Origin of the sequence: Bradyrhizobium sp. RD5-C2, assembly GCF_019972155.1 — a bacterium.
GTDB lineage: Bacteria > Pseudomonadota > Alphaproteobacteria > Rhizobiales > Xanthobacteraceae > Bradyrhizobium.
The window spans coordinates 220,438-240,652 of sequence record NZ_BOVL01000007.1; the positions used below are offsets into that span (position 1 = coordinate 220,438).

Annotated in this window: 22 protein-coding genes; 11 read left to right on the forward strand and 11 right to left on the reverse strand. The window is 65.8% G+C overall.

The features are described from left to right. Positions 1-58: 58 nt before the first annotated feature. From BraRD5C2_RS06585 to BraRD5C2_RS06595, 3 genes are all read right to left on the reverse strand, one after another. On the reverse strand, positions 59-1,480 hold the full coding sequence (locus BraRD5C2_RS06585) for an MFS transporter (protein ID WP_223967494.1): 1,422 nt from the start codon (positions 1,478-1,480) through the stop codon (positions 59-61). A gap of 130 nt (positions 1,481-1,610) precedes the next feature. Beyond that, positions 1,611-1,964 (reverse strand): PilZ domain-containing protein, encoded by a 354-nt coding sequence (locus tag BraRD5C2_RS06590; RefSeq protein ID WP_223967495.1) that lies wholly within the window; start codon positions 1,962-1,964, stop codon positions 1,611-1,613. A 151-nt stretch (positions 1,965-2,115) separates the two neighbouring features. Further along, positions 2,116-3,072, reverse strand: a complete 957-nt coding sequence (locus BraRD5C2_RS06595; protein WP_223967496.1) for an AraC-like ligand-binding domain-containing protein — start codon at positions 3,070-3,072, stop codon at positions 2,116-2,118. Positions 3,073-3,280: 208 nt separating this feature from the next. Between BraRD5C2_RS06595 and BraRD5C2_RS06600 the strand changes: the two genes are divergently transcribed. Beyond that, complete coding sequence (locus BraRD5C2_RS06600; protein WP_223967497.1) at positions 3,281-4,288, forward strand: carbon-nitrogen hydrolase family protein; 1,008 nt, start codon at positions 3,281-3,283, stop codon at positions 4,286-4,288. 30 nt (positions 4,289-4,318) lie between these two features. Beyond that, on the forward strand, positions 4,319-5,371 hold the full coding sequence (locus BraRD5C2_RS06605) for a phenylacetaldoxime dehydratase family protein (RefSeq protein WP_223967498.1): 1,053 nt from the start codon (positions 4,319-4,321) through the stop codon (positions 5,369-5,371). A 381-nt stretch (positions 5,372-5,752) separates the two neighbouring features. Here the strand turns inward: BraRD5C2_RS06605 and BraRD5C2_RS06610 are convergent, their stop codons facing one another. After that, complete coding sequence (locus tag BraRD5C2_RS06610; RefSeq protein WP_223967499.1) at positions 5,753-6,604, reverse strand: LysR family transcriptional regulator; 852 nt, start codon at positions 6,602-6,604, stop codon at positions 5,753-5,755. Positions 6,605-6,708: 104 nt separating this feature from the next. On the opposite strand from BraRD5C2_RS06610, the gene BraRD5C2_RS06615 reads away from it, so the two are divergent. Next, positions 6,709-7,713: a bile acid:sodium symporter family protein gene (locus BraRD5C2_RS06615; RefSeq protein WP_223967500.1), complete on the forward strand. Its 1,005-nt coding sequence runs from the start codon at positions 6,709-6,711 to the stop codon at positions 7,711-7,713. Between the two features lie 157 nt (positions 7,714-7,870). Here BraRD5C2_RS06615 and BraRD5C2_RS06620 read toward each other — a convergent pair whose 3' ends face one another. Continuing rightward, positions 7,871-8,800, reverse strand: coding sequence for a glycine/sarcosine/betaine reductase selenoprotein B family protein (locus tag BraRD5C2_RS06620; protein WP_223967501.1), 930 nt, complete (start codon positions 8,798-8,800; stop codon positions 7,871-7,873). Between the two features lie 121 nt (positions 8,801-8,921). Here BraRD5C2_RS06620 and BraRD5C2_RS06625 point away from each other — a divergent pair, with 121 nt between their 5' ends. From BraRD5C2_RS06625 to tsaA, 5 genes are all read left to right on the forward strand, one after another. Then, a complete protein-coding gene (locus BraRD5C2_RS06625) occupies positions 8,922-10,001 on the forward strand; it encodes a lytic transglycosylase domain-containing protein (protein WP_223967502.1) in 1,080 nt (359 codons plus the stop codon). A 204-nt stretch (positions 10,002-10,205) separates the two neighbouring features. After that, positions 10,206-10,958, forward strand: a complete 753-nt coding sequence (locus BraRD5C2_RS06630) for an AzlC family ABC transporter permease (protein WP_223967503.1) — start codon at positions 10,206-10,208, stop codon at positions 10,956-10,958. Then, complete coding sequence (locus BraRD5C2_RS06635; protein WP_212318624.1) at positions 10,955-11,299, forward strand: AzlD domain-containing protein; 345 nt, start codon at positions 10,955-10,957, stop codon at positions 11,297-11,299. Before BraRD5C2_RS06630 ends, BraRD5C2_RS06635 begins: the two co-directional genes overlap by 4 nt. Before the next feature lie 61 nt (positions 11,300-11,360). Continuing rightward, complete coding sequence (locus BraRD5C2_RS06640; protein ID WP_223967504.1) at positions 11,361-12,341, forward strand: Bug family tripartite tricarboxylate transporter substrate binding protein; 981 nt, start codon at positions 11,361-11,363, stop codon at positions 12,339-12,341. A 3-nt stretch (positions 12,342-12,344) separates the two neighbouring features. Continuing rightward, on the forward strand, positions 12,345-12,836 hold the full coding sequence (gene tsaA, locus BraRD5C2_RS06645; protein WP_074128941.1) for a tRNA (N6-threonylcarbamoyladenosine(37)-N6)-methyltransferase TrmO: 492 nt from the start codon (positions 12,345-12,347) through the stop codon (positions 12,834-12,836). A 190-nt stretch (positions 12,837-13,026) separates the two neighbouring features. On the opposite strand, the gene BraRD5C2_RS06650 is transcribed toward tsaA, so the two are convergent. The 4 genes from BraRD5C2_RS06650 to BraRD5C2_RS06665 all read right to left on the reverse strand — a co-directional run bounded on the left by BraRD5C2_RS06650 (position 13,027) and on the right by BraRD5C2_RS06665 (position 16,149). Next, positions 13,027-13,452, reverse strand: a complete 426-nt coding sequence (locus BraRD5C2_RS06650) for an HIT family protein (protein ID WP_223967505.1) — start codon at positions 13,450-13,452, stop codon at positions 13,027-13,029. 67 nt (positions 13,453-13,519) lie between these two features. After that, the gene (locus BraRD5C2_RS06655) at positions 13,520-14,770 is read right to left on the reverse strand and encodes a GNAT family N-acetyltransferase (protein WP_223967506.1); all 1,251 of its coding nucleotides are present in this window, start codon (positions 14,768-14,770) and stop codon (positions 13,520-13,522) included. A gap of 155 nt (positions 14,771-14,925) precedes the next feature. Continuing rightward, positions 14,926-15,678, reverse strand: coding sequence for a glycerophosphodiester phosphodiesterase (locus tag BraRD5C2_RS06660; protein ID WP_223967507.1), 753 nt, complete (start codon positions 15,676-15,678; stop codon positions 14,926-14,928). 3 nt (positions 15,679-15,681) lie between these two features. Continuing rightward, complete coding sequence (locus tag BraRD5C2_RS06665) at positions 15,682-16,149, reverse strand: RidA family protein (RefSeq protein WP_050404836.1); 468 nt, start codon at positions 16,147-16,149, stop codon at positions 15,682-15,684. 262 nt (positions 16,150-16,411) lie between these two features. On the opposite strand from BraRD5C2_RS06665, the gene BraRD5C2_RS06670 reads away from it, so the two are divergent. Beyond that, the gene (locus tag BraRD5C2_RS06670) at positions 16,412-17,275 is read left to right on the forward strand and encodes a cell envelope integrity EipB family protein (RefSeq protein ID WP_223967508.1); all 864 of its coding nucleotides are present in this window, start codon (positions 16,412-16,414) and stop codon (positions 17,273-17,275) included. 226 nt (positions 17,276-17,501) lie between these two features. Then, on the forward strand, positions 17,502-17,903 hold the full coding sequence (locus BraRD5C2_RS06675; RefSeq protein WP_212013274.1) for a RidA family protein: 402 nt from the start codon (positions 17,502-17,504) through the stop codon (positions 17,901-17,903). A gap of 122 nt (positions 17,904-18,025) precedes the next feature. Here BraRD5C2_RS06675 and BraRD5C2_RS06680 read toward each other — a convergent pair whose 3' ends face one another. Beyond that, positions 18,026-19,342, reverse strand: coding sequence for a DNA polymerase IV (locus BraRD5C2_RS06680; protein WP_223967509.1), 1,317 nt, complete (start codon positions 19,340-19,342; stop codon positions 18,026-18,028). Next, positions 19,321-19,620 carry a DUF3572 domain-containing protein gene (locus BraRD5C2_RS06685; protein WP_223967665.1) on the reverse strand — a complete coding sequence of 100 codons (300 nt, stop codon included), beginning with the start codon at positions 19,618-19,620 and terminating at the stop codon, positions 19,321-19,323. The genes BraRD5C2_RS06680 and BraRD5C2_RS06685 overlap by 22 nt, the downstream gene beginning before the upstream one ends. 228 nt (positions 19,621-19,848) lie before the next feature. Between BraRD5C2_RS06685 and BraRD5C2_RS06690 the strand changes: the two genes are divergently transcribed. After that, complete coding sequence (locus BraRD5C2_RS06690; RefSeq protein WP_016845968.1) at positions 19,849-20,214, forward strand: response regulator; 366 nt, start codon at positions 19,849-19,851, stop codon at positions 20,212-20,214. The last annotated feature ends 1 nt before the right edge of the window (position 20,215 follow it).

A 20,215-nucleotide genomic window follows, 5' to 3' on the forward strand; every position in this document is an offset into this window, starting at 1 on the left:
TGTCCAGCCGGCCTTTTTGTTTAAGCCGATGGAGGCGCGCGTCGTGTGCGCGCGAGTTTCACTCGCCCTTCAAGCGCTGGCCCTCATGGACCCGTACCTGATCGGCGCCGCGGCTGCCGGCCGAGGACAGCCGCAGCGTGCTGAGCACCGCGCCCACGACGGCAAAGCCGACGCCGACCATCAGCGAGATCCTGGTGCCGTCGGCCGGATAGCGGGCCAGCAGCATCGCCACCAACGCCGCGCCGATGGTCTGTCCGAGCAGGCGCGCGGTCCCCAACATGCCGCTGGCGCCGCCCGAGCGCTCGCGCGGGGCGGCGGCGATCATGGTGCGGTTGTTCGGGGTCTGGAACAGGCCGAACCCCGCGCCGGCGAGCGCCATGCGCCAGATCACGTCGATCGGTGTCGCATGGACCGGCATGAACGCCAGCGTGCCCAAACCCAATGCGAACAGCAGCAGGCCGATGCCGCCGAGCAGGCCGGCCGGGTAACGCTCGACCAGCCAGCCCGCGATCGGCGCTGCGAATGCGACCGCGATCGGCCACGGCGTGATCAAGAGGCCGATCTGCACCGCCGAATATCCGAAGTGGTTTTCGAGATAGAACGGCATCGCGACGAAGGCCAGCATCTGGCCGCAGAACGAGGCGATCGAGGTGCCGATCGACAGCGCGAAGATCGGAATCCGCAAGAGGTCGACCGGGAGCAGCGGTGAGGGCAGATGCTGTTGTCGCCGGTACAGCAGATGGGAAGCGACCGCGGCAATCGCGAACTCCAATGCGCAGAGATAGAGCGCCTCGCCATGGCCGGCACTGTCGATCGCGCTGATGCCGAACCCGAACGCGATGGCGCTCATCGCAGCGCTCTGCCAGTCGAAGGCGTGAACCGCGGGCCGGGTATGCGGCAGGAAGCGCCAGCCCAATGCCAGCGTGACGATGCCGAGCGGGACGTTGATGGCGAACAGATACGGCCAGGTGCCGACCGCCAGGATGACCGAGGCGATGGTCGGGCCGACCGCGGCCGAGATCGCGACCACCAGCGCGTTGACGCCGATGCCGCGGCCGAGCTGCGAATGCGGATAGATGAAGCGGACCAGCGCCGTATTGACGCTGAGGATGCCGGCAGCGCCGAACCCCTGCAGAATGCGGGCGACCGTCAGCAGCGGCAGCGTATGCGACAGCGCGCAGAACAGCGACGCCAGCGTGAACAGCAACAGCCCCGCCAGATAGACGCGGCGATAGCCGATGATCTCGCCGAGCGAGGCCAGCGGCAGCAGCGAGATCGTGATCGCGAGCTGATAGCCGTTGACGATCCAGATCGAGAAGGCGGGGCTGGCGTCAAGATCCCGGGCGATGGTCGGCAGCGCGATGTTGGCGATCGAGCCGTCGACGACGGCCATCACGAGGCCGAGCGCGATCGTGAGAATGGCCCAATTGCGCTGCGGTTGCGGCAGCCCGTCGGGATGCTCAATGATCGCGGACGACATGTCGTGAAATGGCTCTCGGTTCCAGCATGGGCGGGCTTACCGGATGCTGGATTAACCTGGCCTTTGCAACCCCCGAAATGACAGATACCGGCCGCGATCGAAACGCGGCCGGGGAGCTGCCGGAGGACGCTCAGCCCTGGCCGAGCAGTTCCTTGATCCGCCGCTGCAGCTGCCGCTTCTTGATCTCGCTGCGGCGGACCCGCTCGTCGAGATCGCTGACCGGGGTGTCCGAGGTCATGATCCGGAACGCGAGGCCGACCTTGTTGGCCTGGCGCCAGATCATCCGCGCCAGGAATGAGCGGCCCTTGCGCGCGACGTTGAGATTCATCTCTTCGGGCAGTCGCGTGGCGTCGCCAAATTCGACGCAGGCGCCGCCTTCACTGATGTTGCGGACAACGCAATCCATCGTCGAGCCTCGCTCATTGATCTCCGCAACCGCACCGTAAAACACCTTGTCACGCGGGCTCTGGCGCCGGTCCTGCATGGGAAATCCTCCTAAATTAACGGCAGGACTGTACCGGTCCGGGCACGCGAAAAGAAGGGTACGAACGGAACCCGTTGGAGTTAGTGTAAATTGTTTGCATCTGTGAAGGTCCGGATTCCCGGCTATTTTGCGCCGCAAACCACCTGAGAAGTCAGTTCGGCACCCGGCTGTGCCGCCAATCGCGCGGAGAAAGGCCGTAATGGTCGCGGAATACGCGGCCGAAATGCGAGAGATCGTTAAAGCCCCAGGCGAACGCAATCTCGCCGATGTGGCGATGCGCGTGTGCCGGTGAGGCGAGGTCGCGCTTGCAGCGCTCCAGCCGCTGCGCCAGCACGAAGCGCTGGAATGAAGTGTCCTCGTCGGCCAGCAGGCTGTTGACGTAGCGCGGCGAGATGCCGAGCGCCGCGGCGGTCTCGGTGAGGCTGAGCTCGGGGTTGGGCAGATGCGCGAGCACATGCGCCTTCAGCCGGTAGAGCAGGGCGGAGCGGTGGGTCGAGGCCGGTAGCGCCGCGCCGCCGAGCCGCTCGCTGATCGCCATCGCGAGCAGGTCGGCGGCCTGATCGGCGAGGCGGATCGCATTATCCGGATCGAGCTTGTCGGCGATCTCCGAGAGCCCGCTGATGAAATGCCAGGCGAGCCGCTGCACCGGGCGATCCGATGTGAATGTGGTCGCCGTCAGGCTCTGGGTGCCGGCAAAGCGCCGGTGCAGCATCGCGCGCGGCACCTGGAAGATGGTCTGCGTGAAGTCGTCGTTGAAGCGCAGCTCATACGGGCGCGTGGTGTCGTAGAACGCAAACTCGCCCGGCTGGATCACGGTCTCGCGGCCGTCCTGCACGACGGCGCCCGCGCCACTTTGGCCGAGCGCGAACAGAACAAAATCCTCGCTGGTGCGTGCGATCCGCGACGGCGTGCGCAGCACGCGCTGCCGGCCCGACGAGACGACGGAGCATTTCACCGTGCCGAGTTGCGCGCTGGTGATGGCGCCGTGGAAGGCGGTGCCGAGATCGGACTTGCAGTCGAGTTGCACGAACACGTCACAGACGATGTCGCGCCAGAGTGCCAGGCGCCGATGCGTGGGCGCGACTTCCGTGGTGAACAGGGCCGGCATGAATTCCTCCCTTCACGAGTGCAAACGCTGGCCACGCAAACAAGGCAAGCTTCGTACCGGGGACGGCCGGGGGAATCGCCTCCGCAGTCGAATTTTCCTTCCGTCCTGGTCGAACGGCGTTCCCGGTCCCGGGGCAGCATGATGTCAGAGGCCGCTAGGCCCGATCAAGTACGAACCGGCCAGAGTGGCCGCCTGCGAGGAGGACAACATGGGCATCGAACATCCGAAATATCGCGTTGCGGTGGTGCAGGCCGCGCCTGCCTGGCTCGACCTCGACGCCTCCATCGCCAAGAGCATTGCCTTGATCGAGGAGGCCGCCGCCAAGGGGGCCAAGCTGATCGCGTTCCCCGAGGCCTTCATCCCCGGCTATCCCTGGTACATCTGGCTGGACTCGCCGGCCTGGGCGATCGGGCGCGGCTTCGTGCAGCGCTATTTCGACAACTCGCTGAGCTATGACAGCCCGCAGGCCGAGAAGCTGCGGCTCGCCGTGAAGAAGGCCGGCATGACCGCGGTGCTCGGCCTGTCCGAGCGCGACGGCGGCAGCCTCTATTTGGCGCAATGGCTGATCGGGCCCGACGGCGAGACCATCGCCAAGCGGCGCAAGCTGCGGCCGACCCACGCCGAGCGCACCGTCTACGGCGAGGGCGACGGCAGCGATCTTGCGGTGCATGACCGCCCTGGCATCGGCCGCCTCGGCGCGCTGTGCTGCTGGGAGCATCTGCAGCCGCTGTCGAAATACGCGATGTACGCCCAGAACGAGCAGGTGCATGTCGCGGCCTGGCCGAGCTTCTCGCTGTACGATCCGTTCGCGCCGGCGCTCGGCTGGGAGGTCAACAACGCGGCCTCGCGGGTCTATGCGGTTGAAGGCTCGTGCTTCGTGCTGGCGCCCTGTGCGACGGTCTCGCAGGCGATGATCGACGAGATGTGCGACCGCGACGACAAACACGCGCTGCTGCATGTCGGCGGCGGACACGCCGCGATCTACGGGCCGGACGGCAGCTCGATCGCCGAGAAGCTGCCGCCCGACCAGGAGGGCCTGCTGCTCGCCGATATCGATCTCGGCGCGATCGGGGTCGCCAAGAACGCCGCCGACCCGGCCGGGCATTATTCGCGGCCCGACGTCACGCGCCTGCTGCTGAACAAGAAGCCATCGAAGCGCGTCGAGCATTTCGCGCTGCCGCTCGACATCGAAGAGATCGACGCGGCCGCGAGCTGAACGCCTGACATCAAACCGGAGGCGACTGCCATGGAATCCGCGATTCCCTCTCATCTGCAAACAGCGCGCTCCCGTCATCGTCGTGTGCCCGACGATTACGCGCCGCCTTATCCCTCGTTCGTCGCGCGCCACAAGCCCGCGGTCGCAAGCGTCATCATGGCCTATTTCGGCGTGCAATATCGTGGCGAGCCGACCGCCGCGGTGGCCGAGGCACTGGCACTGATCGCAATGCGCTTTGCCGGTGAGAACGGCCCGACGCATTGGGACCGCGCGCAATATGTCGACCAGGCCGGCTTCTCCAACGTCGTCTCGGTCGCCTATTGGGACGATGCCGGGCGTTTCGATAGCTGGTTCGAGGCCGCGCGCGAGGCCTGGACTGGCAGCGGCGCCAGCGATGGCGTCGGCCGCTTCATCGAGGTGCTACGGCCGAATGTCGAGCGTTACGAGACTTTGTTCTCGTCGCTCGGCCGCCCCGAGGGCGTCGCGGTCCTTGCCGACGGCATGAGCGCCGAGGTGCAGGAGCATGCGTACTGGGGCGGCATGCGCGACCGCATCCCGCTGTCGCAGACTGACGCGATGACGCCCGGCGGCGAACCGCGCGTGATCCGCGACGGCGCGCGCATCCGGGTGGTCGCGCATGACAATCTGTGCCTGATCCGTTCCGGCCAGGACTGGAGCGACACCGAGGCGTCGGAGCGCAAGATGTATCTCGACGATGTCGAGCCGGTGCTGCGCGAGGGCATGGATTTCCTGCGCGACGACGGCGTGCCGATCGGCTGCTACGCCAACCGCTACATGCGCGTCGTCGATGCAGATGGACGGTTGACGGAAAAGTCCTACGGCCAGAGCTGGTGGAAGTCTCTCGCGGCGCTGGAGCGCTGGGCGGAATCGCATCCGACCCATGTCCGGATCTTCGGCGCGGCGATGAAGTATCTGTCGACCTTGGGACCGGCCGCAAAGCTCAGGCTGTATCACGAGGTCACGGTTGCCGCCGCCGACGAGCAGTTCTTTGAGTATCTCGGCTGCCACGAACGAACCGGCATGCTGGGCGCGGTACAGGTGGAGGCTGCACCAGCCCGCTGACGCGAGTTGCATTCAAAATATCGAAAACAACCCCATGCACAGTAGTCGGTGGCTGCCGGCGTTCGACACGGCAGCTTGACGCGTCGGGCAAATCAGCGGTAGACTTCTATTATTCAGAAGTGCAGGCGCACCTCAGCTTGCTCAGTGTCATCACCCGCGAAAGCGGGTGATCCAGTATTCTAGAGACGTCTGTGCTTGAGCTGAGAGGCCACGGCGTACTGCCCGGTCCATGTGCGCAATTGCGCACAGGCCGGGCGATGACAGCGGTGGACGACGATATAGCCCTCAATGCGATCCGATCTAAGAGCCGGCTTCGCTCGTCTCGCGCCCGAAAGCGGGAGGGTGTAGCGAGCGCGGCGTCAGGCCGTTCTAGCCAAACTTCTACGGCCGCAGCCGGCCGCCGCGTTCCGTAATGGCCTGCGCCAGTTCGACCGCCGGGCCGCGTCTGGTCCGGCGGGCGGTGCGGACCACGAACTCGACGCTGCCGAGCGGTGGCAGGCCTGACGCAGGCATTGCTTCGAGTCCATCCGGGATCAAGCCCTGCGCCTGCGGGGTGATGCCGAGACCGGCGAGCGCCGCGGCGCGCAGGCCGCTGAGGCTGCCGCTGGAGCAGACGATGCGCCAGGGCCGTCCGAACCGCTCCATCGCCTCCAGCACCACGCTGTGGCTGACGCTGGGTGGCGCGTAGAGGATCAGGGGCAGGGGCTGGTCGGGATCGAGCCGCATGCCGGGCGCACCGGTCCACACCAGGCGGTCCTGCCATACCAGCTGGCCCTGTGCGTCGCCGGGCCGCCGCTTACCGAGCACGAGGTCGAGCTCGCCGGCGTCGAGCTGCTGGTACAGCACGGCGCTGAGGCCGATCGTCAGCTCGAGATCGACCTGTGGGTGACGGCGGACGAAGTCGCGCAGCAGATCGGGCAGGCGTGAACTGGCAAAATCTTCCGCGGCGCCGAACCGGACCTTCCCGCGCACCTGCGACCCCGCGAAGTAGTCGCGGGCGCGCGCATTGGCCTCGAGGATCGGGCGCGCAAAGCCCGCCATCGCCTCGCCGTCCGCGGTCAGCACGACCGAATGGGTGTCGCGCACGAACAGGCGGCGCCCCGCGGCGGCCTCGAGCTTGCGGATGTGCTGGCTGACGGTCGACTGCTTCAGGCCGAGGCGGCGGCCGGCTTCGGTGAAGTTCTGTGTCTGCACCACGGTCAGGAAGGTTTCGAGCTGGACCGGGTCGAGCATGGCAGCGTTCCATCATTACATAACGTAATGACAATAACATCGGTAAGCGCGGTTCACAATCGGCATGGGGAGAGCCATTTTGCGGTGAAAGAAAGGAAGCCACCATGACCATCAGCCGCCTGCGCTCATTTTTGCCCGTCGACCCCTACATCGCCGCCATCGTCGGCATGGTCGGCCTCGCCACCTTGCTGCCGCTGCACGGGCAGGGCACCGTGATCGGCGGCTACGCCACTGATGCCGCGATCGCGCTGCTGTTCTTCCTCCACGGCGCCCGGCTGTCGACGACGGAGGCGCTGGTCGGCGCCCGGCACTGGCGGCTGCACCTCGTGATCTTCCTGTCGACCTTTGCCCTGTTCCCGCTGCTCGGCCTCGCGGCGCATGCGCTGGCGCCGCATCTGCTGACGCCGGCGCTGTGGGCGGGCGTGATCCTGATCTGCATCCTCCCGTCGACGGTGCAGTCGTCGGTCGCCTTCACCTCGATCGCGCACGGCAATGTGTCGGCGGCGCTGTGCTCGGCGACCGCCTCCAACCTGCTCGGCATCGTCGCGACGCCGCTGCTGGCGGGCGTGCTGCTCTCCAGCCATGGCGGGTTCTCCGGCAATGCCGCACTCGACATCGTCGTGCAGCTGTTGCTGCCGTTCGTGGCTGGGCAATTGTCGCGTCCGCTGATCGGCCGCTGGGTCGAGCGGCATCACGCGATGCTCGGCCTAGTCGACCGCGGCTCGATCCTCCTGATCGTCTACACCGCGTTCAGCGACGGCGTCAGCCACGGCATCTGGCATCAGGTCAACGCGACGCAGATGGCCATCGTGCTCGGCCTCGATGCGCTGCTGCTGGCGGTCGTGCTGCTGATCACCAATTTCGGCAGCCAGCTGCTCGGCTTCTCGCGCGCCGACCGCATCGCCATCATGTTCTGCGGCTCGAAGAAGAGCCTCGCGAGCGGATTGCCGATGGCCAGCGTGCTGCTCGCCGGGCAGTCGGTCGGCCTGATCGTGCTGCCGCTGATGCTGTTTCACCAGATTCAGCTGATGACCTGCGCCGCGCTGGCGCGGCGTTATGCGGGCAGCGAGGAAGGGTCGTCACATGATGTCGCCCGGGCGCATGCGTAGGCATTTCGCCCTCGCTGTCGTCCCCCGGCTTGACCGGGGGACCCAGTACGCCGCGGCTTCTCCGTGATCGGCTGGTGTCTCTGGAATACTGGATCGCCCGGTCGAGCCGGGCGATGACACTGTCAGTTAGGCGAGCAATGGGTCTTAACACCCAGCCTTACGCGACGCGCAGGCCCTTCGCGATTTCCTTCTGCGCATCGAACTCGCGGCGCAGGCGGGCCAGCTCCTCGGCGCTCAGTGCGTCGGCGTTGCTGTAGTCGCGCTTCCAGGACGCGTCCTCGCTCCAGCGCAGCGGCGATTGCACGGTGGTCTGCGGGCCGGGCGCAGTTTCCAGCACGCGCAGCGCGAGCTCCAGCGTGAACGCCTGCGAGGCGACGTCGTGCGGCTTGCCGGCGGAATTGCCGAGCGGGAAATCGGAGAACAGGAAGCGTGGCACCGCGGCGTGCTCGACGATATCCTTGGCGCAGCCCATCACGACGGTCGGGATGCCGTTGGCTTCGAGATGCCGCGCCACCAGGCTGACGGTCTGGTGGCAGACCGGGCAGTTCGGCACGAGCACCGCGACGTCGACCTTGTCGTCGCGGCAGCGCTTGAGGATTTCCGGCGCGTCGGTCTCGATAGTGACGCGGTGGCTACGGTTGGTCGGGGCCCCGAAGAAGCGCGGCGCGACTTGGCCGATTTTGCCGGCCGCGGCGAGGCGCTTGAGTTGCGGCAGCGGGAACCAGGTGCGGCTGTCGGTCGCCGTGGTATGGGTGCGGTCATATGCGATGTGCGAGATTCGCAAATCGTGTTCCTCAGACGTGTGGCCGTCATAGACCGCATAGAATTTTGCCCCGCCATTGTATTTCGCGCCGGGGCCCTGGTCGCCTTTGGCGGGATCGAACGGCGCCGCGGTCGTGATGATGGCGACGCGGGACTGGCTCAGGGGCTTCTGCAGAGGTTGGAACGGGGCGGAGGTGTAGTGCGCCCAGCGGTAGGGGGTGGTGTAGCCGATCGCCGCATAATAATCGCGGGTCCGCTTCATGTAGCCGATCGGGGCGTCGTCGTCGGGGGCAAAGCCGAGTTGATCGTCTGAGGCTGCGGCCATTTTGCGCTCCCTTTTGCGCGCCATCATTTCAGTCCATAGCTAGACCACGAGCTTGCGGTGTCAAGCCGCGCCGCGCGGGAACAGATTTGCGATGCGAACAGGTCTTTGCGCCGCATGGGTCATGCTTGTGTTGCTGGTGCCGCCGGCCGGCGCCGGCGCGGAGGACGCGCCTGCCGCAGCCCCGGCGACGCCGCCGAGTGCCGAGCAACCCGCAACGCCGCCCGCGGACAAGCCAGCCGCGCCCGCCGAGAACCCTGCAGCGCCGGCCGAGCAGCCTGCGCCGCCGCCGGGAGAGCAGGCCGCACCATCAGCCGAGAAACCTGCTGCTGCCACGCCCGCGGCACCTGCCGAGAAGCCCGCGGCGGCGGCAACCGACAAGCCCGCGGACGATGCGCGCGAGAGCGACACCCGCGAGGCGATGTGCCTGATGATCGAATCGGCGGCGCGGGCGAACGACCTGCCGCTCGAATTCTTCGCCCGCGTGATCTGGCAGGAGAGCCGTTTCCAGGCCGACGCGGTCGGCCCCATCACGCGGAACGGCCAGCGGGCGCAGGGCATCGCGCAATTCATGCCGGGCACGGCAAGCGAGCGCGGGTTGCTCGATCCGCTCGATCCGGTGCAGGCGCTGCCGAAGTCGGCCGAATTCCTGAGCGAGCTGCGGAGCCAGTTCGGCAATCTCGGCCTCGCGGCCGCCGCCTATAATGCCGGCCCGCGCCGGATCCAGGACTGGCTCGCCGGCTCCGGCTACATGCCGCAGGAGACGCGCAATTACGTCTCCGCGATCACCGGCTCCAGCGTCGACGACTGGGCCGCCGCCGGCCGCAACGGCAAGATGCCAGCGCGTGCGCCGACCACGAGCTGCCGCGAGCTGATGGCGCTGCTGAAGCGCGCGCCCAATCCGTTCGTGGCCGGGCTCGAACAGCACATCACGCTGTCGGCGGCCAAGGTGTGGGGCGTGCAGCTCGCCGCAGGCTTCAGCCGCGACAAGGCGCTCGCGATGTATGCCCGCGCCATCAAGCGGCTGTCGAGCGTGATCGGCGATCAGGATCCGAGCCTGCTCGGTTCGCGGCTGCGCACCCGCGGCAGCGCGATGTTCTACCAGGTGCGTATCGGCGCCGACACGCGCCCCGAGGCCGACAGCCTGTGCAGCCGCATCCGCAAGGCCGGCGGGGCGTGTTTCGTGCTGAAGAACCGGGCGTGAGGCACGGACTTCTCCACGTCATTGCGAGGAGCGAAGCGACGAAGCAATCCATCTGTCCGAGCAAGCGGAGCAGTGGATTGCTTCGCTCCGCTCGCAATAACGAGTGGGGTTATCGCCACTGCATACCCGCCCTGTGCCGCCGCTTGCTTGACCCATTGAGCACCGCGCCCTAAGCCGCCAACATTGCAAACCATCCGGCTTCCCGTGGCGCTTCCTCCGCTCGATTCTCCGCAATGGCAGACCTCGTTCCGCGCCTTCCTGTGGGGCGCGCGGTCGATCGGCGCCACCGTGCTGACGCTCGTGCTGTTTGCGACCTATCTCGGCATCGGCGCGCTGGCGCATGATAGTGGCTTCTCGCTGGGCTGGACGCTGGCGAGCACGGCGTTCGTCTGGGCGGGGCCCGCGCAGATCATCGTGATCACGACGCTCGGCTCCGGCGCCACCGTGCTGCAATCGGCGATCGCAGTCACCGTCAGCGCGATCAGGCTGTTTCCGATGGTGGTGTCGGTGCTGCCGATGATGCGCACCGAAGACACCAAGCGCCGGCATCTGATCCTGGTGGCGCACCTCACGGCGGTGACGCTGTGGGTCGAATGCTTCCGCTTCCTGCCGCAAGTGCCGCGCAACCGGCGGATTGCCTTCATCCACGGGCTCGGCCTGGGGCTGGTGTCGGTCTGCTTGATCGCCAATACCATCGGCTACACGCTCGCGGCCAACCTCACGCCGCTGCTCGCCGCCGGCATGCTGATGCTGACGCCGCTGGCCTTCCTGTTCTCCACCGCGCGCAACTGCCGCGAACTCGCCGACGTCATCGCGCTGGTGCTTGGGCTCTTGCTGTTCCCGCTCGCGGCGATGCTGAACAGCGGCGTCGACATCCTGGTCAGCGGCGTCGTCGCGGGAACCATCGCCTACGGCGTGCACCGGGCCAGGGCAGGCATCGTGAGGGCGCGCGCATGAGCACCTTCATCGGCGACTGGCACGCGCTCGCGATCCTGTTCGTGGCGGGCGTCATCCCCAACCAGATCTGGCGCATGCTCGGCCTGTGGTTCGGCGGCGGCATCGACGAGAACTCCGAGCTGCTGGTCTGGGTGAGGGCGGTCGCCACCGCGATCCTCGCTGGTATCATTGCGCAGATCGTGGTGCAGCCGCCGGGCGCGCTCGCAAGCGTGCCGGATTGGCTGCGTTACGGCGCCGTCGCCGCGGGCTTCGTGGCGTTCATGCTGGCGAGGAAATCGATCTTCGCCGGCGTGATCGTGGGCGAAATCGTGATGCTGTCAGGCAAATACTGGCTCGGCTGATTGCGGCGACCGCATTATCCGTTACTCTCGTTCTCCAAGAAAACAACAACGGGGGAACGCCATGCGGCGGGTCGCATCATCGGCAATCATTGTTGCTCTGGCCGCCTTGTTGGCCGCGGTGCTGCCGGCGCGTGCCGCGGATTATCCGACGCGGCCGATCAAGCTCGTCGTGCCCTATGCCGCGGGCGGTCCGACCGACGTGCTTGGCCGGATCGTCGGCGAATACCTCGGGCGCGATCTCAAGCAGGTGGTCGTGGTCGAGAACAAGGCCGGCGCGCAGGGCGCGATCGGCGCCGAGGCCGTGGCGCGTTCCGATCCCGACGGCTACACGCTGTTCGTGACGGCGGCCTCGATCTTCGTGCTCAATCCGCTGCTCTACAAGAAGCTGCCCTACGATCCGGCCCGCGATTTCCGCCTCCTGTCCGTGATCACGGATGCACCGATGATCATGGAGGTGAATCCGTCGGTGCCTGCCAAGACGATCGCGGAGTTCGTCGCCTACGCCAAGACAAATCCCGGGAAACTCAATTTCGGCTCGGCCGGCACCGGTGGCACCGTTCACCTCGCCGGCGAGATGTTCAAGCAGATGGCCGGCGTCGAGATGACCCATGTGCCGTACAAGGGCGCGGGACCCGCGCTGCAGGATTTGCTGTCAGGCAACATCCAGCTGATGTTCGACACGCTCGGCACCGCGCTGCCGCCGGTCAAGTCAGGCATGCTGCGGGCGCTCGCCGTCAGCTCGACCGAGCGCATCCCCGACTTGCCCGACCTGCCAACGATCGCCGAGAGCGGCTATCCCGATTATGCGGTCAGCGTCTGGTATGGTATTGCGGCGCCGTCGAAGGTGCCTGACGACATCGCGGGCAAGATCAAGGCGAGTCTCGACCGGGCCTTGAACGACGAGGCGTTTCGCGCTTCGCTGGTCAGGATCGGTTTCCCGCCGCTGCGCGTAAAGAGCCAGGCCGAGATCGACAGATTTGTGGACACTGATCGCGCGCGGTGGGCGGGCGTGGTCAAGGCACTGAACATATCGTTGGACTGACACATGGTACGTGAAATGGAATTGCGCCAGGGCGAGGTCGCGGTCGACATGCCGACGGCGCGCGACGCCGGGCTCGTCTTCATCGGCCGCATCCGCACGCCCTGGACCTCGCGGCTGGCGACGCCGCGGCAAGGGCGGCATGACGGCCCGGTGTGCCGGCTCGAGATCTTCGAGCCCTGGGTCGCCGCGATCAAGGGCGTCGATTTCTACTCGAACCTCGAAGTGCTGTACTGGCTGCACCAGTCGCGCCGCGACATCGTGCTGCAAAGCCCGAAGAACAACGGCAACACCCGCGGCACCTTCTCGCTGCGCTCGCCGGTGCGCCCCAATCCGATCGGCACATCGATCGTCAAGCTGGTGGGCGTCGAGGGCAATGTCATCCTGGTGCGCGGCCTCGACTGCCTCGACGAGACGCCGCTGATCGACGTTAAGCCCGACCGCTGCGAGTTCACGCCATTGGCCCCGCCGCAGGCAGGGGATTTCGAGACGGAGTGAGACCTCTCCACCGTCATTCCGGGGCGCGCGGAGCGCGAGCCCGGAATCCATCGGTCCGCGGGTTTCTTGGTGAAATGGATTCCGGGCTCGCGCCAACAGGGCGCGCCCCGGAATGACGAGGAGTGAAGCTCTCCGTCGTCGAGATCCCGGGTTCGTCGCTACGCGCCGCCCCGGGATGACGCCTTCGGCGTCACTTCAACGCCGCGATCAGCTTCGCCGCATTCGCCTCCAGCACCTTGCCGTCTTCCTTGTGGCTGGCAGGCGGCAACAGCGCGACGCCGTCCTTGCGCGGCATCACGTGCATGTGGAGGTGGAACACGACCTGGCCACCGGCGGGCTCGTTGAATTGCTGCACGGTGATGCCGTCGGCATCGAACGCCTTCATTCCGGCGGCGGCGATCTTGTGGGCGGCACGCGCGACGTGGGCGTAGTCGTCCGGCGTGATGTCGAGGATGTTGCGGGCAGGGGCCTTCGGAATCACAAGCGTATGCCCGGGCGAGCGCGGCATGATGTCGAGGAAGGCGAGCACGTGCTCGTTCTCGTAGACCTTGTAGGACGGAAATTCGCCGCGCAGGATTTTTGCGAAGGGGTTGTTGTTGTCATAGGCGGCGGGCATGGCGGCGGCTCCCTGGATTTTGCAAGTCTGTATCTGAAAATCTAATTTCTCGGTCGCGAGGCAAACGTCAAGCGTCGTCGTCGACGGTCTTGCGGAACGGACCGGCCTCGGAGAGTTCGCGACCGACCTCGGCGACATAGTCGCGCTCGCGCTTGAGGTAATCGGCGATCGCGCGGCGCAAGCCGGGATCGGCGATGAAATGCGCCGAATAGGTGGTCTGCGGCAGGTAGCCGCGCGCCAGCTTGTGCTCGCCCTGCGCGCCGGCCTCGACCACCTTGAGTCCGCGCTGAACCGCGAAATCGATCGCCTGATAGTAGCAGACCTCGAAATGCAGGAACGGGTGGTGCTCGATCGCGCCCCAGTTGCGGCCGAACAGCGTATCCGAGCCGATGAAGTTGATCGCGCCGGCGATCCAGCGGCCGTTGCGCTTGGCCATGACAAGCAGCACGTCCCGGCTCATGCTCTCGCCGATCAGCGAAAAGAATTCGCGGGTCAAATACGGCCGGCCCCATTTGCGCGAGCCGGTCTCCATGTAGAACTCGAAGAACGCGTCCCATGCGTCCTCGGTGATATCGGAGCCGGTCAGCCAGTGGATGGTGATCCCGGCGGTCACGGCCTCACGGCGTTCGCGCTTGATGCCCTTGCGGTGACGCGAGTTCAGCGAGCCCAAGAAATCGTCGAAAGTCTTGTAGCCCTCATTGTGCCAGTGGAACTGCTGGTCGGTCCGTTGCAGGAAGCCGTGTGCGCCGAGGAACTTTGCCTCGTCCTCGCGGGCAAAGGTGACGTGCACGGAGGAGGCCTCGGTGGCGTTGCAGAGCGCCCGCAGGCCCCGCGCCAGCGCCGAGCCGATCGCCTCGCGGTCGACGCCGTCACGGATCAGCAGCCGCGGCCCGGTCGCGGGCGTGAAGGGGACCGAGACCTGCAGCTTCGGATAATAGCTGCCGCCGGCGCGGTGATAGGCCTCGGCCCAGCCGCGGTCGAACACGTATTCGCCCTGCGAGTGCGATTTCAGATAGCACGGCACGACGCCGACGATCCGGCCATCGAGCTTTGCGATCAGATGCCGCGGTCCCCAGCCGGTCCGCGGGCAGGCCGAGTTCGAAGCTTCGGCCGCGGCGAAAAAGGCGTGGGAAACGAAGGGGTTATAGCTCGAACTTGCGGTCGTCTGGCAATCGCCTGCGGCAGCGGGCGAGGCCAGGGTGTCGAGGTTGTGGATGCTGTCCGCATCCGTCTTCGGATTGGCGCAGGCATCCCATTCGGCGGCCGGAATGCCGCCGATGTCAGCCACAGCCTCTAGGGTGATTTCAGACGACGCCATCGAGAGTGAAGACCGGTGCCTCTTTTGAGCATGATCTTTCCGGAATAGCTGGCTCCACTTCCGGATCATGCTCCGCATTCCGCCATCGCTGATGACGACCAACTCCCGACAAGATCGTGCGTCGCAGCGACGAGTTCAAGAGTCTCTGCGACATGTCAGGTTCCCGGCACAAACCCTTCGAAAATCATCTGGTCGGCGTAGCGCGTCGCGCGCTCGCGCTGTTCCGCCGTGCGTACGGTCCAGGCCAGCAGCGGGCAGCCGAACACGTTGCGGGCGATCCAGGGCGCCGGCGCCGGCAGCTGGTTGACCCAGAAGGCGACGAAATGCGGCTCGGTCTGGAAGCCGTGGCGCAGGTACAGCATGCCGTCGCGCTGGGCCGGCGTCAGCTTGGTCCAGGAACTGTCGTCATAGGTGCGCTGGGCGGTGATGCCGCGCGGCAGGTTCGGCATGGTCTCGCGCAGCGCCAGCACCTGGTCGGGATCGAACGACATGCCGACCACAGGGCCGGAATAGGACGACAGCACCTCGGCCATCCGTCGAACCAGCTTGCGGTCGCCATCGAAATGGCTCTTCACCTCGATCACCAGCGGGACGCGGCCGGCGACCAGTGCGCAGAGGTCGCCGAGCGTCATCATCTGCTCGGAGGTGTTCTTGAATTTCACCGCCTTGAGCTCGGCTGCGGTCTTGGCCGACAGCGGGCCCGAACCTTCGGTGAGGCGGCCGAGCGCATCGTCGTGATGCACCATCGCCTCGCCGTCGGCGGTGAGCTGGATATCGCACTCGATGGCGAAATTGCCCGCGACCGCGGCGGTAGCCGCGGCCGGCATGTTCTCGATGACGCCGCGTGCGGCATCGTGCAGGCCGCGATGGGCGACCGGCCGCTTGGTCAGCCAATCAGGGGCGCGCATCGCTCAGGCGACTTCGAACACGCCTTCGACCTCGACAGCGGCGTCCGCGGGCAGCGAGGCAACGCCGACGGTGGTGCGGGCATGGCGGCCCTTGTCGCCGAACGCCGCGACCATCAGATCGGAAGCGCCGTTCAGCACCTTCGGTCCGTCGAAGAAGTCCGGCGCCGAGTTGATGAAGCCGCCGAGCCGCACCACGCGCACGACCTTGTCGAGATCGCCGAGCGCCGCCTTGACCTGGGCCAGGAGGTTGATCGCGCAGCCCTGCGCCGCGGCGACGCCTTGCTCGAGCGTGACGCCGGCCCCTAACTTGCCCTTGGCGATCAGCTTGCCTTCGGCGTTGAAGCAGACCTGGCCCGAGACGAACAACAGGTTGCCGCTGCGGACGAAGGGGACGTAATTCGCGACCGGGGAGGTCGGCTGGGGAAGTGTGATGCCCTGTGACGCCAGTTTCTGTTCGACGGTACCCGCCATTTTTGTTCCCCAATTGGATTTGCACGAAGCCTGAAACGCGGTCAGGGCCAAGTTTGTTTCGTTTGTTTCGCGCATCGTGCCGCCGGTTGCAAGCGACGGTAAGGTGAGGGCGGCGCGGCGGTGACGTGCGGAGTCGCACGGAAAACTGCCAGAAATGACGGCAAATTCGCTGCTTACATTGCTATTTTGTCAGACTTGCCCCAGTTGCGGCGCAATACCACCGTCACTATTGTGACGAATCCTGCCTCCTCGAGGAAAACCTATGACCTTGCCGTTTCGGAATTCGTCGCGTGCCCTGGTGCTCACGATCGCCGTTGCCGCAGGATCTGGTCTGGTTCAAGGGTCCGCTGCTGCGGCCGGTGGGCCGTTTCTGGCGCATCAGGCGCTGTACGATCTGAGCCTCGTGAAGTCGCGCGGCTCCAATTCGGTCAGCGATGCGCGCGGGCGCATCCTCTACAATTTCTCCGGCAGCTCCTGCGAAGGCTACACCTCCGAATTCCGCCAGGTGTCCGAACTCGACAGCGGCGAGGGCAAGGTGACGCTGTCCGATCTGCGCTCCTCGTCCTGGGAAGACGCGTCGGGCAAGAGCTACCGCTTCAAGATCGATACGCGGATGAACGACAGTGACTCATCGCCGGTCGACGGGATCGCCGAACGCGTCGGCGATCATATCACCGTGAAGCTGACCCAGCCGGTGAAGAAGACCTTCAACCTCGACGGCAAGACCGTGTTCCCGACCGAGCAGATCCAGCACATCATCGCCGCCGCCCGCGACGGCAAATCGGTGCTCGAGCAGACCGTCTATGACGGCTCCGACAATGGCGAGAAGGTCTACAACACGCTGACCGTGATCGGCCGGCCGATCGCGGGCGACCGCGCGCCGTCATCGCCCGATCCGTCGACGGCGAGCGACGCGATGAAGACCATGACGCGCTGGCCGGTGACGGTGAGCTATTACGACAGCGACGCGCGGGCCAAGGATGGCGAGCAGACGCCGGTCTATGCGATGTCGTTCGAGCTCTACGAGAACGGCGTCTCCCGCGCGCTGGTATTGGACTACAACGATTTCGTGATCTCGGGCGCGCTGGACAAGTTCGACGTCAGGGACTCCAAACCCTGCAAGTGACGGCTGGCTATCGCTAGCCACTCACTCGGTGTCGTCCCGGCGAAGGCCGGGACCCATAGCCACCGAAGGTCGTTATTGCGCAACGCTGGGGCCACAGCTTCCTTCAACAACTCAACCCTGTGGTAATGGGTCCCGGCCTTCGCCGGGACGACGGCGGAGACCGCACTGGCCGGAACCATCAGACACGAGTACGCTTCCCAAAACACGCGTGTCAGGGAGGCACATCATGAGCAAATCAGACCATCTGCGCCCCAGCGGCCTGCATCACAATCCGGCTTACTCCCACGTCGTCGTCGCCTCGGGTGCGCGCACGATCTACATTTCCGGACAGGTTTCCACCGACGAGGAGGGCCGGGTGGTCGGTGCCGGCGATCTCGCCGCGCAGACCACGCAGGTGATGCAGAACCTCGGCATGGCGTTGAAGGCAGCCGGCGCGAGCTATTCCAACATCGTCAAGATCACGACCTTTGTGGTGGGATATAAACCGGAGCTTCGCCCGATCATCGGCAAGGCGCGCTCGGCGTTCTTCGAGGGCATGGAGCCGCCGGCCTCCACGCTGGTCGGTGTCACCGCACTCGCGGCGCCGGAATGGCTGATCGAGATCGAGGCGGTGGCCGTCGCGGATTGACGACAGTGCCTCACCGTCATTGCGAGGAGCGAAGCGACGAAGCAATCCATCGTTCCGCATACGCTGAAGCATGGATTGCTTCGCTGCGCTCGCAATGACGGAGTCTGAGGTATCGTCCCGAGCTACTCCTCCGCGCTCTTCCCCGGCCCCTCATAGGCGATGCCCCGGATCACGGCGGCATTGCCGAATTTCTTGCGCAGATTGTCGATCGCGCGTTCGGCGTGCGCCGAGCGGCGGTCGAGCATGTCGGAATCGTTGGCCTGCGAGCCCGGGCGCAGCGCGCTGACGCCGGCGCCCATCAGGCGGAACGCGGTGCCGTCGATCTCCTTGGCCAGCATCTCGCGCGTTACCGCAAAGATCTTTGCGGCCAATTGGGTCGGCGTCTGGATCGATTGCGAACGGGTGCGCTGGCGGAAATCAGCGGTCTTCAGCTTCAGCGTGATGGTGCAGCCCGAGAGGTCGCCGCTCTTCAGCCGCGCCGAGGTCTTCTCCGACAGCTTCCAGAGCAGTTTTTCCAGAACTGCAAAATCGCGGATGTCGGTCTCGAAGGTGGTCTCGCTCGAGATCGTCTTGGCGCCGCGATCGGGCACCACGCTGCGGTCGTCGATGCCGCGCGCCAGCCGCCACAGCCTGCGGCCTTCGCTGGCGAACTGCTTCATCAGTTCGTTCTCGTCGGCGCGCTGCAGGTCCGCGATGACGCGGAAGCCGCGCTGCACCAGCTTCTCCTGCGTCGCAGGGCCAACGCCGTAGATGAAGCCGACCGGCTTGCTGGCCAGCATCTCGCGCGCCTCGTCCTGGTCGAGCGTGGCGAAGCCCCTGGGCTTGTCCAAGTCGGAGGCGATCTTGGCGAGGAATTTGTTGCGGGACAGCCCGACCGACACCGTGATGCCGATGTCGCGCTCGACGTCGCGGGCAAACCTGGCGAGCACCTTGGCCGGGATCATGCCGTGGACGCGCTGCGTGCCGGCGAGGTCGAGGAAGGCCTCGTCGATCGACAGCGGCTCGACTAGCGGCGTCAGCGCCTGCATCGCCTGGCGCACCTCGCGCCCGACCCGGACATATTTCGCCATGTCGGGCGGGATCACGGTCGCGTCGGGGCAGAGTTCCAGCGCCTTGAACATCGGCATCGCCGAGCGGACACCGTAGGTGCGGGCGATGTAGCAGGCAGCCGACACCACGCCGCGCTTGCCGCCGCCGATGATGACGGGGCGGTCGGCGATCTCAGGATTGTCGCGCTTCTCGACGGTGGCGTAGAACGCGTCGCAGTCGATATGCGCCAGCGCCAGCGCGGGTAGGGTGCTGTGACGCACCAGCCGCGGCGACCCGCAGTGGCTGCATCGCTTCACCTTGATGTCGAGATCGCCGAGGCAGTCTCGGCAGAAACTGAGGGGGCCGTCGGAAGCTGGCGCCGCCGTCGTCACGGCACGTCGCGCTCCCATTTCGGGTCGCCCAGCACCTGGTGGGCGGCAGCGATGTTGGTCGGGTGCAGTTCGGAGGCGGCGGCGAACGCCGTCACAGTGGCATCGTCGCGCATCACGAAATCGAGCACGCTCGCAAGAAATTGAGGATTGGAGGCAGCGTTCCGCAGCGTCTCTGGACCGATTCCGGTTTCGGCCAGGAACAAGCCCAGCCGCTCGGGATCGCCGGCAATGAAGCCGAGCGCCTGAATCGCAACGATTTCAGCGACTTCCCGAGGGTTGTGAACAGGCTTTTTCAACGCGCCGGTTTGCCTTTCCGTTAACTTATGGTCTCTAATGAGAGGCCCATCATGCCCGAGTCTTCCGCATGTGTTCAAGCAACGGAAACCACACTGCGGAAGTTGGATGTCGGGTTAACGGGTTAGAGCGATTCTGGCGCTAGTTTGAATTCACATTTTCGACGCGCTCCGCGCGCGGTGCGTGAGGTGCCGCAGCCGAGCCTGTTTCCTAAGTCTGGGAGGGACGGGATGGCCAAAACCGTCCTGATCGTGGAGGACAACGAGCTCAATATGAAGCTCTTTCGCGATCTGTTGGAAGCGCATGGCTATCAGACTTCGGGCACCAGCAATGGCTTCGAAGCGCTTGATCTCGTCCGCAAGCTGCGCCCCGATCTCATCCTGATGGATATTCAACTGCCCCAGGTCTCCGGCCTGGAGGTCACGCGCTGGATCAAGGACGATCCCGATCTGCGCACGATTCCGGTGGTCGCGGTCACCGCCTTCGCCATGAAGGGCGACGAAGAACGCATCCGCGAGGGCGGCTGCGAAGCCTATTTGTCCAAGCCGATCTCGGTCGGCAAATTTATTGAGACTGTCCGACGCTTTATCGGATAGG

Bases quoted from the DNA above. Each gene is read 5' to 3' on its own strand.
- BraRD5C2_RS06620 (WP_223967501.1), bottom strand. From the start codon at position 8,800: ATGGCCGCAGCCTCAGACGATCAACTCGGCTTTGCCCCCGACGACGAC.
- BraRD5C2_RS06615 (WP_223967500.1), top strand. From the start codon at position 6,709: ATGACCATCAGCCGCCTGCGCTCATTTTTGCCCGTCGACCCCTACATC.
- BraRD5C2_RS06670 (WP_223967508.1), top strand. From the start codon at position 16,412: ATGACCTTGCCGTTTCGGAATTCGTCGCGTGCCCTGGTGCTCACGATC.
- BraRD5C2_RS06635 (WP_212318624.1), top strand. From the start codon at position 10,955: ATGAGCACCTTCATCGGCGACTGGCACGCGCTCGCGATCCTGTTCGTG.
- BraRD5C2_RS06665 (WP_050404836.1), bottom strand. From the start codon at position 16,149: ATGGCGGGTACCGTCGAACAGAAACTGGCGTCACAGGGCATCACACTT.
- BraRD5C2_RS06595 (WP_223967496.1), bottom strand. From the start codon at position 3,072: ATGCCGGCCCTGTTCACCACGGAAGTCGCGCCCACGCATCGGCGCCTG.
- BraRD5C2_RS06600 (WP_223967497.1), top strand. From the start codon at position 3,281: ATGGGCATCGAACATCCGAAATATCGCGTTGCGGTGGTGCAGGCCGCG.
- BraRD5C2_RS06690 (WP_016845968.1), top strand. From the start codon at position 19,849: ATGGCCAAAACCGTCCTGATCGTGGAGGACAACGAGCTCAATATGAAG.
- BraRD5C2_RS06605 (WP_223967498.1), top strand. From the start codon at position 4,319: ATGGAATCCGCGATTCCCTCTCATCTGCAAACAGCGCGCTCCCGTCAT.
- BraRD5C2_RS06610 (WP_223967499.1), bottom strand. From the start codon at position 6,604: ATGCTCGACCCGGTCCAGCTCGAAACCTTCCTGACCGTGGTGCAGACA.
- tsaA (WP_074128941.1), top strand. From the start codon at position 12,345: ATGGTACGTGAAATGGAATTGCGCCAGGGCGAGGTCGCGGTCGACATG.
- BraRD5C2_RS06590 (WP_223967495.1), bottom strand. From the start codon at position 1,964: ATGCAGGACCGGCGCCAGAGCCCGCGTGACAAGGTGTTTTACGGTGCG.
- BraRD5C2_RS06660 (WP_223967507.1), bottom strand. From the start codon at position 15,678: ATGCGCGCCCCTGATTGGCTGACCAAGCGGCCGGTCGCCCATCGCGGC.
- BraRD5C2_RS06585 (WP_223967494.1), bottom strand. From the start codon at position 1,480: ATGTCGTCCGCGATCATTGAGCATCCCGACGGGCTGCCGCAACCGCAG.
- BraRD5C2_RS06650 (WP_223967505.1), bottom strand. From the start codon at position 13,452: ATGCCCGCCGCCTATGACAACAACAACCCCTTCGCAAAAATCCTGCGC.
- BraRD5C2_RS06640 (WP_223967504.1), top strand. From the start codon at position 11,361: ATGCGGCGGGTCGCATCATCGGCAATCATTGTTGCTCTGGCCGCCTTG.
- BraRD5C2_RS06625 (WP_223967502.1), top strand. From the start codon at position 8,922: ATGCTTGTGTTGCTGGTGCCGCCGGCCGGCGCCGGCGCGGAGGACGCG.
- BraRD5C2_RS06675 (WP_212013274.1), top strand. From the start codon at position 17,502: ATGAGCAAATCAGACCATCTGCGCCCCAGCGGCCTGCATCACAATCCG.
- BraRD5C2_RS06655 (WP_223967506.1), bottom strand. From the start codon at position 14,770: ATGGCGTCGTCTGAAATCACCCTAGAGGCTGTGGCTGACATCGGCGGC.
- BraRD5C2_RS06680 (WP_223967509.1), bottom strand. From the start codon at position 19,342: ATGGGAGCGCGACGTGCCGTGACGACGGCGGCGCCAGCTTCCGACGGC.